General features: G+C 38.4%; 10 protein-coding genes and 1 pseudogene. 3 read left to right on the forward strand and 8 right to left on the reverse strand.

All coding sequences use genetic code 11. The annotated features are described in order from the left end of the window. From T432_RS0102805 to T432_RS08265, 3 genes and pseudogenes are all read right to left on the reverse strand, one after another. Window positions 1-9552: ESPR-type extended signal peptide-containing protein (locus T432_RS0102805; RefSeq protein ID WP_028884091.1), on the reverse strand; the 9552-nt coding region annotated here is incomplete at its 3' end. A 170-nt stretch (window positions 9553-9722) separates the two neighbouring features. After that, window positions 9723-10004, reverse strand: a pseudogene (locus T432_RS0102810) (DnaJ C-terminal domain-containing protein); the annotation flags it as partial. Continuing rightward, on the reverse strand, window positions 9976-10269 hold the full coding sequence (locus T432_RS08265; RefSeq protein WP_081799293.1) for a putative sulfate exporter family transporter: 294 nt from the start codon (window positions 10267-10269) through the stop codon (window positions 9976-9978). The gene T432_RS08265 and the pseudogene T432_RS0102810, both read right to left, overlap by 29 nt. A 40-nt stretch (window positions 10270-10309) precedes the next feature. On the opposite strand from T432_RS08265, the gene T432_RS08650 reads away from it, so the two are divergent. Beyond that, a complete protein-coding gene (locus tag T432_RS08650) occupies window positions 10310-10579 on the forward strand; it encodes a hypothetical protein (protein WP_248646262.1) in 270 nt (89 codons plus the stop codon). A 166-nt stretch (window positions 10580-10745) separates the two neighbouring features. Here the strand turns inward: T432_RS08650 and T432_RS0102820 are convergent, their stop codons facing one another. From T432_RS0102820 to T432_RS0102830, 3 genes are read right to left on the reverse strand one after another with little or no spacing between them, the layout of a single operon-like run. Beyond that, on the reverse strand, window positions 10746-11582 hold the full coding sequence (locus T432_RS0102820; protein ID WP_028884093.1) for an RNase A-like domain-containing protein: 837 nt from the start codon (window positions 11580-11582) through the stop codon (window positions 10746-10748). Window positions 11583-11587: 5 nt separating this feature from the next. Beyond that, window positions 11588-12583 (reverse strand): hypothetical protein, encoded by a 996-nt coding sequence (locus tag T432_RS0102825; RefSeq protein ID WP_028884094.1) that lies wholly within the window; start codon window positions 12581-12583, stop codon window positions 11588-11590. Window positions 12584-12586: 3 nt separating this feature from the next. Further along, window positions 12587-14371, reverse strand: coding sequence for an aminopeptidase P family protein (locus T432_RS0102830; protein WP_028884095.1), 1785 nt, complete (start codon window positions 14369-14371; stop codon window positions 12587-12589). 99 nt (window positions 14372-14470) lie between these two features. Here T432_RS0102830 and T432_RS0102835 point away from each other — a divergent pair, with 99 nt between their 5' ends. Both T432_RS0102835 and T432_RS0102840 read left to right on the forward strand, forming a co-directional pair. After that, window positions 14471-16102, forward strand: coding sequence for an electron transfer flavoprotein-ubiquinone oxidoreductase (locus T432_RS0102835; RefSeq protein ID WP_028884096.1), 1632 nt, complete (start codon window positions 14471-14473; stop codon window positions 16100-16102). Between the two features lie 193 nt (window positions 16103-16295). Next, window positions 16296-16991, forward strand: a complete 696-nt coding sequence (locus tag T432_RS0102840; protein ID WP_439645508.1) for a C40 family peptidase — start codon at window positions 16296-16298, stop codon at window positions 16989-16991. A gap of 69 nt (window positions 16992-17060) precedes the next feature. Here the strand turns inward: T432_RS0102840 and T432_RS08550 are convergent, their stop codons facing one another. Then, entirely contained in the window at window positions 17061-17207 is a 147-nt protein-coding gene (locus T432_RS08550; protein WP_044971073.1) for a hypothetical protein, read from the reverse strand. Further along, window positions 17204-17539 carry a DUF2325 domain-containing protein gene (locus T432_RS0102850; protein WP_028884098.1) on the reverse strand — a complete coding sequence of 112 codons (336 nt, stop codon included), beginning with the start codon at window positions 17537-17539 and terminating at the stop codon, window positions 17204-17206. Before T432_RS0102850 ends, T432_RS08550 begins: the two co-directional genes overlap by 4 nt. Window positions 17540-17608 lie beyond the last annotated feature (69 nt).

The following is a 17608-nucleotide window of genomic DNA, read 5'->3' on the forward strand; positions in this document are numbered from 1 at the left end:
CGATAGCAACGCACTCCAGCCGCTTTGATCAACCTTAATACCATTGCGTGCATTGTATTTGTTTTTAAGCTTACTCACTTGTCCTACTAAATCAAAGTACGAACCATTAGGGTTATAGTTAGTGTGATAGACTCCTAGGCTTAGGGCATCTGTTGTGATACCACCTGCTAACTTATCATCCACTACTATGCCGTTTACTTTTCTCTCTTTATCAAACGTATCCACATCTGTGTTTGTGTAGCCAAACATCACCCCAGTCTCACTTCTTGCATTTAGACCCTTGTACTTAGTCGCAAGGTCAAAGCCAAACTGCCATGAGGTAGATGTAGACTTAGAGGAGAACTGCTTAGAGCCTGTTAATTCTAGATCTGTGCCTCTGATTCGACCCCAAACCTTACCACCAGCATTTGTAGATTGAGACTGAGCTCCAATCCTCTCATTTAAGGTCCCAAGGTCTGCAAACCCTGTACTCAAATTAATCGTAGGCCCTTGCAAATATCCAGGAACTGATTGTGAGAACGTACCTTTAAGTTTCCACTTATAGTTATTACCCACTTTAACAAGCTGTATCTGTTCTGCTCCCTCAGTCTCTGCTGAACCAGTAAACACATTACCCTCATGATCTTGGTCTACGGTTACTACGTCTTCAGAGTATTTATCGTCCTCATAAGGAATAACATCACCGCGTACTACGCCGTTATTACCTACTTCTACTTTAGTAGAACCAGAGGCTTTACCTTTAACATGAAGAGCATCAGTTACCGATTCATTTGGATTATTCCAGATAGTGTTTACTTTAAGCTTAGAGCCCTCTTCTCCAACATAGTCTCCTTCAACTCTTAGAGTTGAACCTACATTATCTAGATCGTCTTTTTCACCACCAAGGAATATCGTTCCATCTGCTTTATTAGTGAAATTACCTCCCACAATATAATCAGATTTAGAGCCAGGTCCTTGTGCTTGATCAGCTGCAAGTCCTTTGTCTTCATCTCCTACGATAAATGAGCCATTGTTTTCGATATCACCTGCTATAGAGCCGACACCCGCAAATGTAGAACCTGTGCTTATCGCAAGTTTCTTAACCTTAAGGTCAATAGGTGTGTCATTTGAGCCTGCAATAAGCGTACTGCCATCGGCTCCAACCAAATCTCCACCAAAGTTCGGTAATGTCTCTGGTGTTAACTCTAAGCGACCATCAAAATTAAGAGTACCATTACCTTTAACTTTTGCATCGATTGTGCCATTGGCTGTTAAATTGATAGTACCTGAGTTATTGGTATCAACTGTAGTTGAACCAAGGTTTTTCTTCTCTTTAGCAGTAACGTCTGCACCATCTTCAATATCAAGCTCTGAAGCGGCTGTTAGGCCAGTGTTATCGCCTGTGAGTTCTACAGTTTTATCGGCTTTAACTAATACCAAACCATCTCCAGAAAGATCGTTATCGATATTACCGTCTGTATTGATTACAAAATTACCGTTTTGAGCAACTGCCACTGGACCATGGCCTGCTCCATCTTCATGACCTATCTCATAGATGCCATGCTGACTTACAGTGATTTTGCTATTTAATTCATCTTGTGCACCTTCAGATTTTAGATGAGATTTCTTAGCCTCCGTGCCTACGACTTCAAGTTCACTACCATCGGCCCCTTTAAGAGTGCCTTCTTTGGCATTGCTTAGACCATCTGCACAATCACCATGAACCACAAGTTTGCCTGTTTTAAGGTCTACAGTAGAGTCTTTCTGAGCGTTTAAGCACCCAATATGAACTGGTTTAGTTGCATCTAATCCTTCTTTGATTTCAAACACTGCATTAGGATCAACATTTAAATTAGCTGTGTGTTTATCAGCAGAACCTAGAGCATTTTCTGAGCCTGCGATAAGTGTGCCACCTAAAACATTAGTATCGCCTGTAAACTCATTAGCAGAGTTTGCTATTTCAACTTTGTGAGTGTTAGGGTCATCATTGCCAGTGCCGATATCTAAACCGCCTTCTCCTGTAAGCTTAGCTGTAAGTGTATTTGCACCTTCAGCTGTATTTGCAGGGTCTGCTACCAAAGAGAGTTGCTTATCTTTTAGAAGTTCAAGTGATTTAAGAATATAGGAAGCATAAAGACCTTTCTTAGTTTCACCATCTTGCTCTTTTTGCAGATGCGATGCAAGGTCGTATTCACCTTTAGCTACAGCTTCATTGTGTTGAACAATATCAAGATTAGCTGGATTAGAGATGTTATTGCCATCTTTATCGGTAAATACAACCTCTACATTGCCCTCATCACCTTCTACTTTACCTGTTGCTTCGATTAGAAGTACTTTATTCTCTGCATCATCCTGAGTAAGAAGTGCTTTCTCATTTTCTGCTAGAGGATCAGATACAAACTCATCAGCGATTACTGATACCTTAGATTTATCACCTGCAGCTCTAAGAACTGGATCAACAACCGCTTGAACATTTAAGTTCTCAACTTTAAGCGAAGCAGGAACATTCTCTTTATATGCGATGATTGCGTTATTTAATTTAACTTCGCCACCATTAAGCGTTAATGAGCCAATCTCAACAGGTGCAGCTGGATTACCGAATTTAGGTACATCTGCTACCGCCCCTTTATTTAGAACTAAAGTAGTTCCAGAGTGAGTAGCCTTAACGTTTTGAGGATTAAGTTCAACTTTCGCGTTATTTATCTCATAAGAGCCATTAAACTCATCATACTTGCCGTTAAATGCAACTGACTGATTGTTTGCATCTACTGCGTATGTACCGTCTCCTTTAACCTTATCGGTTAATGAGACCTCAGCTGATGCTTCTGAGTTATCTCTTAGAAGCTTAGTACCTTCAGCTAAATTCCAGTTTCCTGTAAACTCATCTACTTTAGAGTCTTTAGTTAAAGAGATGTAAGAGGCATTTGTTAAGGCAACTTCACCTGCTCCAGAGATTGTAGGTGTAGAGAGTATTTCAGGTTTACCTGATTCACCCTTAATGCCTTTAAGTTCAACTGTACCTTCAGCTACAGCCTCTCCTGTACCAAATTGAGATAGTTTTGTGGCAATTAATTTAGTACCCTCAAGCACATTCCAAATTCCATCAAACTCAGTACTATCTTTAGTGAGTTCAACTTGTGCACCTTCTGAAGTCTCCACACTACCAGAGCCTTTAATAGCAACCTTAAGCTTGCCAGCTTCACCAGTCATGGTGCCTAGTTCAAGCTTACCAGTGTCGTTTGTATTTACTACTCCAGTACCAAGAGCATTTTGATTCTTAGCTTTTGCAATCGAATTATCTTTGATATCGACAGTGCCAGTGAGAGCAGAATTATCAGCCGCTAATTCAACATCTCCACCATCTACTACAAGAGATCCATCTCCGCTTACAACATTATCAAATACACCGCTTAATGCTTTAAGCGTCGCATTTCCTGTGCCTGAAACAGTCACTTTACCATTGCCAATTGAATCAAGATTTTCAAGTACAAGCGATGTGTTATCTTGAGCTTCAACAGTGCCTGAGAATGCACTATTTGCTTTCTTGATAACTAGGCTAGAAGCGTGTTCTGCAGTATTAAGAACAATTTTCGATTTTGCAGAGCCGCTCAAAGCCCCTTCGCCTGCTATGCTACTAGAGGCTTCAGAAGCATTCGAGTGGTGTAGATTCAAAGTGCCATCGTTAAGCGTAACTTTAGAGCCATCCTTCGCATCAAGTGCATCTGAGTGAGCAACCTTATTCGAATCGGTCGCAACTTCAGTACCATTCTCTAAAATGATTTTGCTTGTGTGCGATTCTGCAGTACCAGTCGCATTATCTGAAGCGAGAGTAAGTTTGCCAGACTCTACATGCGTTGCACCTTTATAAGCATTTGCTTCGTTTTTGAGCGAAATTTCATCCTGAGCATTAACTTTGATACCGCCTTCGCCTGTCACTTTTGCAGAAAGCACTGCCGCATCACCCTCGCCTGCTTTGCGAAGATCTAGCATCTTGCCCGCTAAAATATTTAGCTCTTTAAGTGCATAAATGGCATTAATACCCTTGTTATCGCCGCTATCCTCTACCTGAGCTGCGATTCCATACTTAGCATCGGCAACTTTTTCTCCCTCTTGTTTGATGGCAATGCTTTTGTCGCTTTGCTGCGCCGCTTGGTTATCGATTGTAAGTTCTAAATTGCCTTCTGTTACTGTTCCTGTTGCCTTAACGATATTGGCGATAATTTCACCATCATCTTGAGCAAGAAGTCCAAGTTGAGATATATCAGATAGCACCCCATTTTGGTCAAAGTCATTTAGGAATTCACCTGAAGTCAGTTTTACAGTCCCGCTATCAGCATTTAAATCTTTTACTTTAAGAGCAGCAGTTTCAGAACCTGGCTTAAGGGCTAATATTGGTTTATCAATAATTAGAGAGCCACCAGTGAGACTTAAGCTACCGATTTCTTCAGTTACGTCTGGTTTTTGAACGACAACAGAAGCTTCTGACCCTGTTGAGAGTTCTAACGTACCTGCTTTAACAGCCTTAATATTTGCTTCATTAAGTTCAAGTTTAGCGTTAGTTAACTTAGTAGTTCCTAAATGTTGAGTGTAATCTGAACCTGTGAAGTTAAGATTTTGATTATTTGTATTTACCTCAAGAACACCTGTAGCAGCAGAACTTACACTATAAGCTAGAGCAACATCTGAGCTTGCATCTGACTGATTATGATACCAACGTGATGAGTCATTTATAGTAAGTGTGGTATTTGATGCACCAGCACCTAATGTTTTAATCTCTATATCAGAGTTTTGATTTAAAACAATGCTCTCAAAATTATTTATCTTTTGTGCATCGGTTGAGAAGACAGCTTTAGAACTATTGAATGATAATGTATCCGTACCATCACCACCATCAAGAATGCCTAAAGCCGCTTTATTAGCCTCCTCAAGATTAGATACTGTTACTGTGTCATCGCCCTCTTGAGTTTCAATAGACTTAGCTGATTTAACATTATCTATATTAACTGTGTCCGCACCTTCACCTGTTTTGATACTACCGTCATTGGTGCTACCTTCTTGCAAATCGTAAGTATCAGATCCAGAGCCAGATTTAATAGCGGCTGTTGAGGTTCCACTATTTGTGTAAGAGTTTTCTCCTTCACCGAGATTAACATCTCCTTTTAGTGTGCCTGAGTTAATTAAAGAGTCTTCGCCAGATCCAGTTAATAAAACAGTTGAGTTAAGTGTTCCACCGTTAGTGATGGAATTAGTTCCTTCTCCTAGGTTGATATTGGCTTCTAAATTACCTGTAGCATCAACTAAAAGTTCATCCTCGCCAGCTCCAGTTATAAGATTGTCTATGGATGCTGTAGAATTCAAAACTTTTATAACATTATCACCATCACGTAAATTTACAAGTGATGAATCAACACTTGATGATCCCTGAATGTTTAATGTATCGATGCCCGAACCAGTATTAATTTCACCTGTAAATGTGGTATCTTCATCTTTTATTGTGATTGTATTTGTTCCATCACCTAGAGATAGATTTCCAGACATACTGGAGCCATTACTCATACTGAATGTATCATCGCCTGCACCTGCAGTTATATGACCAGTTTGTTTGGCTGATGAATTATTGTTAGGAGTATCAGACTGTATGAAAATTGTATTATTTCCCTCTCCAGCATCAATACCACCTTTTACATCAGCATTTGCTCCAAAAATATGGAATTCATCATCTTTAGCCTTAGTAACAACCTTATTTTCTAATACTCCGCTATTTTCAAGATTAACTTGAGCATCACCAAATTTAATTTCTCCAGTAATTGTTGGTCCAGCTTCAGTTGAAGACGGATCAGCTTTAAGGTTTTTAAAACTAATAATGGAATCAGCTGTTGCAGAGTAGTCGATAGCTATTCCACCGTCTGGAGACGTGATATTTCCATTGTTTGTGAATACGTTATCTTGCGGATGTTTCTTAACCCACTCTTTTAAGTCAATAATTGCGTTAGTGGAATTTGATGTCAGATTTCCACTATTGGTAAGGCTTGGTCCCGCATTATCAATATCCCAAGCAGCTCCAGCATCAGTAGATTCAAGATTAATATTTGCTGCACTGCTAAATGAACCTGAAGTATTGATATACAGTGCTCTACCAGTAGCTCCGTCCTTAACATTAATATCGATTCCGCCAACAGTTAGATTTTCATCTGTTTCTGCCCAACGGTCATCGCCACTTAGACTTGCATCTGCTTTCCTGTTCGCAAAAACAATACCCGTACCTGATCCAGTAATATTAATAGTACCGCTAGATTCATTTGCTAATGCAGTCCCAGAGCGAATCGCAATGCCATCTGTCACTTCAAAAGTAGTCTCTTTTGTGGCAATGCCCTCTATTTCAGCCTTATTCTCTACAATAGCACCAGTACCACCTGCTAATAAGGATAGTGTATTTGCTCCAAGAGTAAGCCCTGTTGCACCAGTATCTACAAGAACTACACTCGCAGCACCACCAGCTTTGATTGTCGCCTCAGTAGAACCTTCACCCGACATATCAAGTGATGCACCTTCACCTAAACGAATAGCTGCATCAGTGGCTTTACCATTAGTTAGTTGAATATTTCCTGCTTTATGTTCAAATTTTGATTGAACGCCTGAGTCAGAGGCACCTGAAACATCTACGGCTGCAACAGCTTGAGTAGATCCATCTTTATGAGCACCTGCGACTACTATATTTCCGTGATTAACTAATTTACCGCCTTTTGTTAATTCAACAGCAATTTCATCCTTACCTTGAAGATTAACGTCTCCATGGTTAATTAATTCACCTTCATTAGTTACCGCATAAGCACGTGATTCCTCGGCGGTTGCTTCAGAAGTAATGTTAGAGTAAGAATCAAGTTTAGTTCCTTGTTTTACTCCTTCATCTTCACCAATAATGGAAATACTTCTTCCATCTACAATAGCAGCTTTAGCTAGCTTTCCACTTAAAATAAGCTCAGTCTCTTCACTTAGTGTTCCAGTTGCACCACCAACAACACGCAATGCAACGGATTTATCTCCAGATGCTGTAACAGAAGCGCCACCAGTTGTAACAGTTGTGTTTTTATCTGTAATCCACAATGCAGTTGATTCTACTCCACTAGCAATTAAAGTGGTTTTATTGTTAGGATCAGTAGATGTTCCATCATAACTAGCACCACCAGCAATTCTAAAAAGTTGTGACTGTTCAGAATGAACATTTTGCTCACTAGTACTATTATTAATAATCTCTGAGCCAGCACCATGGATAAAGTAAGCTATATGCTCTCTTCCTGATTTAATATCTATTTTAGAATTTGCTCCTAAGATTACTTTACCTTTATTTCTGGCGTGAATGGCAATACCTTTATTACCCTCTAAATTGACAGTGCCATCAACTTCAATTGTGCTTTTTTCTGACCATACACCGTAGTTTCTAAACCCTGGCAATAAGCTACCAGAGACATTTATGATAGAATCCTCGGTGTTAACCAATCTACCACCAGATGAGGTTCCAGATATTTTTACCCCAATATTATTTGACCCGTTAACGTTTACTATACCACTGTTAGTTACTAGTGTTTCTGCATCACCTTCCCCTGAACCTCCATTTGAAATATCAATACCAACATTACTACGACCATTGTCTTTCGAACCATTTAGGGAAATTGAGCCTGAATTATTAACTTTTATTGCAGATCCATTAACATGAATACCTGTAGCACCATCAATATTTTCATGAATTATTATTTCACCAGAATTAGAGAATGTTGCACCGTTGACATCACCGCTATCACCTAGAACAACACCTCGGAATATACCCTGTTTGTTATGTACTTTTACACCTTCAGGTGACAGCCCAATATGAATTTTTCCTTTGTTTTCGCCAATTGAAGCACCTGTAACTCTAATTCCTTCAAAAGGATTACCTGAACTATATATTTGACTCTCATTTAAAAAATCTCTATAGGAGATAAAAATTTCACCATTTTGTGTAGTTCCAGCAGAGTCGTTTATAACTTTTCCACCGTTATATGCCCACATAGCAAACGATCCTGAACCAAATAAGGATAATTTACCTCTATTTATTGCTAAAGAATTTTCGCCTCTAGCAAGCATTAATCGGGTTCTATCCAACGAGGCCGCATATCTTTCATCTTTATAATATTTGGGACTGATAATATGGCCAGTAGTTTCATTTATTATGTGACCACCTTCGTCAGCTTGCATACCTATTGCATCAGCCTGACCCCGCATAAATTCAAATGTACCTCTGTTTATAGCCTTACTACCAATCCCCTGAGATCTAATAGCAGCTTCTGATGTTACACCTGACAAAGGAGATAAAGACTTACTTGCAAACAGAGCACCTTCTGCAATTTCAACTGTGCCACCATTTTGGGCCTGAATGATAGACCTAGTACCCATTGGAATACTAGTTTCTCCTAAGTTCTGAAATAATTCTTCCTTTAATGAATATCTAATTTTTTCTGTTTTATATGACTTATTAAAATAAGCTAGGTACTCATCTTCGGATTTTATGTCCCCACTTTTTACTTCATTAATAAGCTGATCGTTATAAGCTTTAAAAGAATCTAAATCTACGATATTGAACTCTACCCCAGTTTTAGTAGTTTGTCTTCCACCAGGTTTATAAAATACACGAGTGTGATTTCTCGATAATAAGCTGCTACTACTTTTAATTTCGTTGCCATGAGCATCACCTAAAATTACAAAATGAGAAGATCCGTTCTCACCCCATGTGACTTTAGAACCTTCACCGTCTGCTACCACTAATTGTGAATTTTTGGCATATAGTCTAATTACATTGTTAGAATCTATAAGAAGACCCTTATCCCTTACATCTGTACCATCAAAGTTTCCTTTAGTAGGATTGAAGTTTACCTGTCCACCCTCTTTTGCAGTGACAATTCTAAAATCGTTATAAAAATTCACTTGACCTCCAGGGACGTTGGATCCCATGGACCAAACATAACCGTGAGCTTTTCTAACTTTGAAAAAACTAGAATCGTATACTTGAATTGTGGTTTTACTTTTAGTCACACTATCTTCATATACAACTGATTTTTTTGGATTAAAAACATAATTATCTGCTTTAGGACCGAAATCATTTAAATCCGGATTCCACACATAATCTTTAATATTTTCCCAATCCTGAGGTAATACTGCATTTTTAAAATCATCTGTCCGTGCATGGGGATAGTAAGTTATTATGGCGTATTTGTTTTTATAATTATCAACAGCATTTTCAAGAGACCCAGTTACATTAATTGTTTCCCCTGCCCCCGCAACAATCGGTCCTTCGCCCGCATTATCACCCCAAGGTCCATTAGAATCTGTAGGTACTCCGTCAGCAGTAGGGTCGAATCTCAAAGTTGTCAAATCCACAGTAGTTGTCTGTGCAAGCACACCCATTGCCATCCCACTGAGGGCTAAAGAAGCGATTAATTTTTTAGTGCTTACATTCTTACAGTAACCTCGGGCAAATTCATTTACAGCAACCCATGAACCAAGTGTTTTGTTATATACAACCTTGAAAATTTTGTTCATAAAACCCTCAATTAGAAATTATTATTAAAAAATCAAACCCCGTAATTTTAGGAAATCAAAATTACAAATATTGAAACATTGTAAGATTTTTTAATGAGTTGTATATAGAACTTATCTATATGGAACAAAAAAACCCACCGTTTCGGTGGGTTTTGATATAAAACTTAAATTTATAAATTACTAAAAAAATCTTTTACTTTGTCCGTCCAATGCTTATTTTGAGGTGAATTTTTTCCCAAATCCTTCTCAATAGTTGCATCAAACTGACGTAGCAAATCTTTCTGCTCATCGCTTAAATTAACAGGCGTTTCGATATGAACATGACAGTAAAGATCACCAGGCACAGAAGAGCGTACACCCTGAATACCCTTACCTTTTAAGCGGAATACCTTACCTGATTGCGTACCTTCAGCAACAGTGATATTAGCTTTCCCCTGAAGAGTAGGCACTTCCTGAACTTATGAGCGAAGCAGATTGCCTATCCAGACCCATAGCTCGCGAAGCGAAGAAGCCAACAAAAAAAGTATTTAATACTATAATAAATGCGTAGGCAATGCCCTCGTATCCCACAAGCATAATTTGATCAAGCGTTATCCTAAAACCATACAATATGATTCCTAGACGAAGAGCCTCTCTAGTACACTTTGCGTAAACGCCGCTTAAAACTACAAGCTTGAGAATGCGGGGAACAATATTACCGACTAAGGCTCCAAGCAAAAGTGTCTCGTCAGTTACAGCTCAAGAAAACACCACAAATTTGCAGTCCGATTTTCTTGCAAAATTGTATGTCGCTGTTCTTGAAAGCGACGGCAAAGCTAAATCTACGGATGTTGTTTATGGAGCGGCCTCAAGTCGATTAAAAGATTCTTTGTTCAAAATTCAGAAATCAACACGCAACGGTAATTCTTGCGGTGTAAAAGAAAATATTATGTGGAATGCGGATAAGCCCGATTTCAATCAATCCATCACATTTAGTGAAATCACAAAAATATTTTGCTCGCTAAATTCGGAGAGTCTGAGGTTGTGATCTGGGATGTGAATTGCTTAAGTTCTGGAGCTTGCGAAATTAACGATGTGTATTTAGATGGTGACTCTGTGAATAAAAGCGTAAGCAAGAACTGCAAATAATTTTTTTGCATATGATTAAGCCCACCTGAGACGGTGGGTTCATCATTTTCAAAAAACATAAAAAATTAATCTTTTTTATTTTTACCTCTAAAAAAATTAATAATATCAGTTAGAGTAAATGTCTTCGAAAAACCCATAGATTTACTCTTAGATATCTCCCTAGTTTTACCTATTGATATACCATCAGAGCTTAAAGCGATATCCATATCTTTGAGCCTATTAGAGATAGTATTCACAATTCCATCAACTTTAGACCCCAAGTTATTTATTGTTCTATGTAACATCTCTAGAAAATCCTTGGGACTTTCTATGTAGATTTCTGGATTAAATAATTCCAAAAATTTAGCATCTTCAATACCATTATATTTTTTCTGGAATTCTTCAATTTCGTGATCAAGCTTTTGTTTTTCACTTTCGGAAAAATTATCTATATACTTCCCTACTAAATCCTCTAATTCATCCGAATTAGTAAGTTGTTTGTAGTTTTTATTTAAATAGCTTTTAAGCAAATTATATAGATATGGAAAATCTTGACTATAAATATCCTCTAATCCATCCACTTGTTCATTTAAAGACTTTTTAAAGAATGACCCAGAAGAAAAAAGTTCAAACTCATTACCCATAATAGGATAAGAATTTATAACCCTATATCCCTTGGACTCATTTGAATCCTTCTTCAATATAAAACATGCTAAATTTGTGAGAAGACTTTGATTCTCAGGTTTCCTTTGAACAGTTCCAACATTTTTGAAATCCCTATACTCTATATATAACAACTGATTTTCATTGAGCTTTAACCACTTCTGAATTTTTTCATCGTTAGCTGCCAATGCTGCTATTTGTAATTTTTCCTGTTCATCGTAACTATTGAATGAAGATTCATAAAGTGAATAAGTTTTCATTGCTGTCAGTTTCCTTTGCTCAAAATACCTGCGATTTTCTTAGCTTGCGAAATTAAATACTGATTGTTTTTATGAAAACGCTTCTGCTCCGATGTGCTCATACCCCCACCTTCCTCTCCAACTTTCGAGGTAAGAAGGTCCATCCTACGAAAGCGAGAGTTTATGGCCGAAAGAGCCTTAGATATTTTCCGTCTCTCAGATTTAGAAAGCAAATCATATATGCCGTGCCCCGTTTTGCGGCCAAATCTTTGTCCAAACAATATATCTAAAAAACTGTTGTATGCAGAGCGATCCATATCATCAATCTTTACTATATTTTTATTGATATAGTTTGCAAGGCCGTTACGTATAGCCAATAAATTATTTTTCGTATTTAAATTTCTTGCATCGTTATGTAGTTTTCCCAAAAAAGCCGCTCTGTAGAGCCCCTTATCTCCAATAATACTTGCGCTCCATGCATCTGAGATTAAAGTAAGCTTCCCCTTTAGCTCGGTGGCAATGCTTAAGGCCCTATCCCGCTTTTCAAAAAAGTCATCAGACTTAATAACGTCTTCCAACTTTTCGAAATCCTCATAAATCCGCTTCTTTGGATTACCATACTTCTCATAAACCCAACCCGAAGATGCATCTATCGGACCACCCATGTTTTCAAATATAGCCGTCAGTCCAAAAGCATCAAAAGCAGTATCAAAAGACGATCTAACTGCCTCGATATCATTGATTTGAGCACTGGTTATGGCATACTCAAGATCATTTAGAGCATTTAAACTATTTTCATAATATCTAAAAGCCGTGTTCGCATAATTGGTGAGCACTTTAACTGGAGTCACCTCTCCAAAGCTATTTATAAGCTGCTTTAGATGATTGTGTCCTGGGCCTACATGCACCTGTGCTGCGTTTTGTGCTTCAATAGTATTTAAATTACCTGACACCATGGGCTGAGCATAAACCCCACCCACAGCCGTACCGAAAAAAATGAAAAGATTAAAAAATTTAAGCATAAACTATATAGCTTTAGTTTTTCTTTTGAGCCAATCTAGTGCCTGCCCCGAAAGATGCCTAGAGAGTCGTTCTCGAACTTGCTCATGATATTTATTAAGCCACTCTCTTTCAGCACAATCAAGAAGACCAATATCAACGCATGAAGTCTCTATCGGACACAATGTTAGCGTCTCAAATTTTAAAGTCTCAACAAATTCAGTCTTTTGTGCAGGAACGTTTGCAACTAAATTTTCTATGCGCACCCCCCATTTTCCTGGCCTATATACACCTGGCTCATTTGATGTAATCATGCCACCGTACATTTCCGTATGGTTCATTTTGTATGCCTTGTAGGCAATGACCTGCGGCCCCTCATGCACATTTAAAAAATATCCAACACCATGACCAGTGCCGTGCCCGTATTCAAGCCCAGCTTTCCATAGTGGCAATCTGGCAATGCTATCGAGTAGCGGCGATGGATATCCTACTGGAAATTCGGCCATCGCTAATTGAATATGTGCCTTAAGAACGTAAGTATAGTCTTTAACCTGCTCTTCAGAGACAACACCCACAGGTACTACACGAGTGATATCCGTAGTACCGCCAAGATACTGAGCCCCAGAATCAATAAGCAAAAAGCCATCGCCATTAATAAGTGAGAATGATTCTTCTGTAGCCCTATAGTGTGGCATCGCACCATTTGCATTAAATCCCGCAATTGTCGCAAAGCTAGGACTTACATATCCTTTGCGTTTTGAACGATACTCTAAAAGTTTTTCGTTAATTGTAAGTTCTGAAATTTCTTCACCTTTGCTGAAGGCCGCTTCAAACCATGCAAAAAATTCACACAATGCAGCTCCATCCTCTTCCATGGCCAATCGAACATGGCTTAATTCATGGTCTGTTTTGCGTGATTTTAATAGCTGCGATGGATTAATTATCTCAACTATCCCACCTTTATAAGCACTAACAGAACCAAGAGCAACACGATCAGGATCCACCATAAGCTTAGAGATATCCATAGAGCTTATAAATTCCTTAAGATCATCATAATTAGCAGTTTGAACTCCATGCCCTTCCAAATAGGTGGCAATGTTCTCGTCCACTTTCTCCAAATCTATAAATAACACCACCTTATCTTTGAATATAGCTAGATGAGCAAGAAACACTGGATTGTATGCGACATCATTGCCACGTAAATTAAGAATCCAAGCAATATCATCCAAGGACGAAACTAAATGCCAACCACCATCATCAAGTTTTAGTTCATCTCGAACAAATTTAATTTTTTGTGAAGCATCGAGGTCATAATAATTTTTATCGTGCTTAAATATTTTTTGAGACGGCAATTTAGATCGATCTGTCCATAGAGGCTGTAATAGGTCCTCTTCAGTATTTATATTAATGCCCTTACTCTCCAATTCATCACGGTATATATTGGCTGTTTTGAGGGAAACCATATCGGGATTAAATCCTAAAACAGCAGATGGTTTAAGGGATAAAGAAAGATATTCAGTCAAAGTAGGAACACCAGCCTCACCAGCTCTCATCAATTCAATGCCTGAGCCGTTCAATTGTTTAGATGCTTGCTCCCAGTAGCGACTATCCACCCACAAGCCTGCAAAATCATCTGTTACTAGAACTGTGCCTACCGAGCCCGTAAAACCACTTAACCATACTCTTTGCTGCCAGTAAGCAGGTAGATATTCGGATAGATGAGGATCTGCAGAGTGCACAATCCAAGCATCTATACCTTTAGCTTTCATAGAATTGCGTAATGCTTTAATGCGATCTGTAGGTAAATTCATGGATATTTCCGTTATTTAGGGTAATCTACTATTATAGTTAGAAGTAATTTTTGTAAAATCAAAAGTTTAATAATTTACACAAATTACAAGAGGTAATAGATGTCTTCACGCGAGTCTATGGAATATGATGTGGTCGTTGTTGGTGCTGGGCCTGCAGGTTTAGCTACTGCTATTCGATTAAAACAAATAAACCCAGATATTTCTGTTTGCGTTTTAGAGAAAGGAAGTGAGGTTGGGGCTCATATCATGTCTGGAGCGATAATGGATCCCATTGCCATCAATGAATTATTTCCAAATTGGAAGGAATTATCTGCTCCTCTAAAGGTTGAAGTTAAAGAAGATGAATTCTTTTTTTTAACAGAGACTAAGTCTTATAAAGTTCCTGCATTTTTGCTTCCGCCCTGTTTTAAAAACGAGGGTAACTATATTGTTCGATTAGGAGATGTAGTTAAATGGCTTGGCCAACAAGCAGAGTCTTTAGGAGTAGAGATATTTCCTGGATTCGCCGCTGCTGAAGTTTTATATCATGAAGATGGTTCGGTTAAGGGTGTGGCTACAGGTGATATGGGCCTTAACGAGGATGGCACTCCGTCAGCTAACTATCAACAAGGCATGGAACTACATGCGAAATTCACTATATTTGCTGAAGGTTCGCGAGGGCAGCTAGGACGCGAGCTTATCGGCAAATTTGCGTTGGATGCGAATTCTGACCCACAAACTTACAACATTGGCTTTAAGGAATTATGGGAAGTTAAGCCCGAGAACTTTAGGCCAGGACTTGTTGTACACACTGGTGGTTGGCCTATGCCTACTGACACATACGGTGGCTCTTTTATATATCATTTAGATAAAAATTTGGTTGCTGTTGGTTATGCGATTGGACTTAATTATTCAAATCCATATATGTCACCATTCGAGGAATTTCAGAGATTTAAAACACATCCTGTAATTAGAAAAACGTTTGAGGGCGGAAAACGATTATCTTATGGGGCTCGGGCTATTACTGCAGGTGGATTATTAAGCTTGCCTAAATTTGTATTCCCAGGCGGTGCATTGGTAGGTTGTGAAGCTGGCTTCTTAAACGCTTCACGGATAAAAGGTAGCCATGCGGCGATAAAGACTGGGATGATGGCGGCGGAGGCCATTGCCACAAACTTAAGTTCTGGATCGGAATCGAATGTTCTTACGGATTATGAAGTAAAGTTTAAAGATTCGTGGCTTTATAAGGAACTTAAGCAATCACGTAACTTTAAGCAGTGGTTTAAGAAAGGCTTGTTTGTTGGTACATTAATGACAGGCTTAGAGCAAAAATTTTTGCAGAATGCGATTCCTTGGACTATACATAATAAAAAAACGGATCATGAGTCGCTTAAGCCAGCAAGGGAATGTAAAAAAATCGACTACCCTAAGCCTGACGGTGTCTTAAGCTTTGATAGACTTAGCTCAGTATTTCTCACAAATACAAATCATGAGGAAAACCAACCTTGTCACCTTAAACTTAAAAACGAGGAAATTCCTGTTTCAGTTAATTTAAATAAGTATGCGGGACCAGAACAAAGGTATTGTCCTGCGGCTGTTTATGAATTTTTAGATGTGGGTGGAGAACAAAAATTAAGGATAAATTCTCAGAATTGTATTCACTGTAAAACCTGTGATATCAAGGATCCTAAACAGAATATCGTGTGGACTGCCCCACAAGGCGGCGAGGGCCCAGTATATAACGGGATGTAATTTTTTAAATTTCATGTAAAGTGCTTGTAAACTTAATGAAATTTTCATAAAATCCTACAACATGTACGTGTATTTCTGCTAGCTATAATTTAAATTTATGAATCCGCCTAAGTCTTTGAAATCTTTTGTTTTTTTAAATTTAAAAGATGCTAAGCCTAAATTTCAACTTAAAAATATTTGTTGTATTTTAGGGATGGCATCTTCTTTTGGTCTTATTCCTCTATCTGTTCAAGCACAAACTATTGGCCAACTTGACCAATCTATAGGCTTAACGACACCTCAATCAGAAGATCAAATTTCAAACATAATTTCAAACGTATCATTGCCACTTTCGGATTCGACTCCTAGTAGTCTCTCTTCTGTTCCTGGTCAAACTTCGTCAACTGAAGAAGAATTAACTGAGACTAAAGAAATAGTGGATGCTTTAAACCCTGACCCTATTCAAAGCTTGATAGAACACGAAAATTTGTCGGATATACACGTAGATTTGGAATCGGAAGCATTGCCATCTGAATCAAAAGAGCAACCTAGCAAGCTAGTACAGGGAGCTTTAAACTATATCGGAGTTAAATATCGCTATGGCGGCACTACTCCTAGTGGATTCGATTGCTCTGGACTAATTTACTACACAGCAGATAAATACATGGGCATTAAGCTTCCACGTGTCGCATCTAATATGGCTAAGGTAGGCACGGAAGTTTCACGCGATAATATGAGACCAGGCGATTTAGTATTCTTTAATACGCGTGGACGCAGAAACTCTCATGTGGGCATCTACGTGGGGGATAATAAATTTTTACACGCACCAAGAACAGGGGCTAAGGTTAGAATCGAAAATATTTCTACTTACTGGTCAAAAAGATTCAACGGTGCTAGAAGAATAAATTAATTTAAATTTTCTTTAGGATGCTTTGTCCATAAAGCAAATAAATTAAGGGGAGGTACTGAACCTCCCTTATTATTTGAAGTAGAGCATTTTTAGGGTGGGCTCTTCTTTAATAAAAACGCTTAGACTATGTCCCTGCTCCCCTATTTTTATTCCAAATAAGGAGCAAAAAACTACTAGTACCACAAGAAGCATAAGAAAATTATTTAGTGCTTTCATATCTTTCTCCTATTTGGACAGCGCTCACATAAATGTGGACATTGCTCAAGAGCCGTCTGTAAACTACAAACCGATCTCTTACATGCAACAATTGGTATATTTTGTTTTTCTGCAACGCTTCTAAAAGATTTCATGACATTGTGTCCTAAAAAATCTGTTAATAAAACCACAATATCCGTTCCTGATGGCAATGACAGAACTTTCTTCTGATGTGCTGGATCTCGACCAGTTATGTGTTTATTAATTTTTATATTATGTGCTTTGAGGATATCGGGAAGCTTGCCTAATTTGTCCGCTCCGACTATCACAGCATTCATTTGAGTTAATTCCATATAAGCTCTTTAATTGATAATGATTCTCATTAACCTTGATTCTAAATTAGAATGATTCTCATTTCAACA

The sequence above is a fragment of the Taylorella asinigenitalis ATCC 700933 genome, assembly GCF_000687755.1.
GTDB lineage: Bacteria > Pseudomonadota > Gammaproteobacteria > Burkholderiales > Burkholderiaceae_B > Taylorella > Taylorella asinigenitalis.

What these genes read in the sequence shown, in the direction of transcription:
- T432_RS0102820 (WP_028884093.1), bottom strand. Translation starts at nt 11,582, where the DNA reads ATGAAAACTTATTCACTTTATGAATCTTCATTCAATAGTTACGATGAA.
- T432_RS0102825 (WP_028884094.1), bottom strand. Translation starts at nt 12,583, where the DNA reads ATGCTTAAATTTTTTAATCTTTTCATTTTTTTCGGTACGGCTGTGGGT.
- T432_RS0102830 (WP_028884095.1), bottom strand. Translation starts at nt 14,371, where the DNA reads ATGAATTTACCTACAGATCGCATTAAAGCATTACGCAATTCTATGAAA.
- T432_RS0102835 (WP_028884096.1), top strand. Translation starts at nt 14,471, where the DNA reads ATGTCTTCACGCGAGTCTATGGAATATGATGTGGTCGTTGTTGGTGCT.
- T432_RS0102840 (WP_439645508.1), top strand. Translation starts at nt 16,296, where the DNA reads ATGGCATCTTCTTTTGGTCTTATTCCTCTATCTGTTCAAGCACAAACT.
- T432_RS08550 (WP_044971073.1), bottom strand. Translation starts at nt 17,207, where the DNA reads ATGAAAGCACTAAATAATTTTCTTATGCTTCTTGTGGTACTAGTAGTT.
- T432_RS0102850 (WP_028884098.1), bottom strand. Translation starts at nt 17,539, where the DNA reads ATGGAATTAACTCAAATGAATGCTGTGATAGTCGGAGCGGACAAATTA.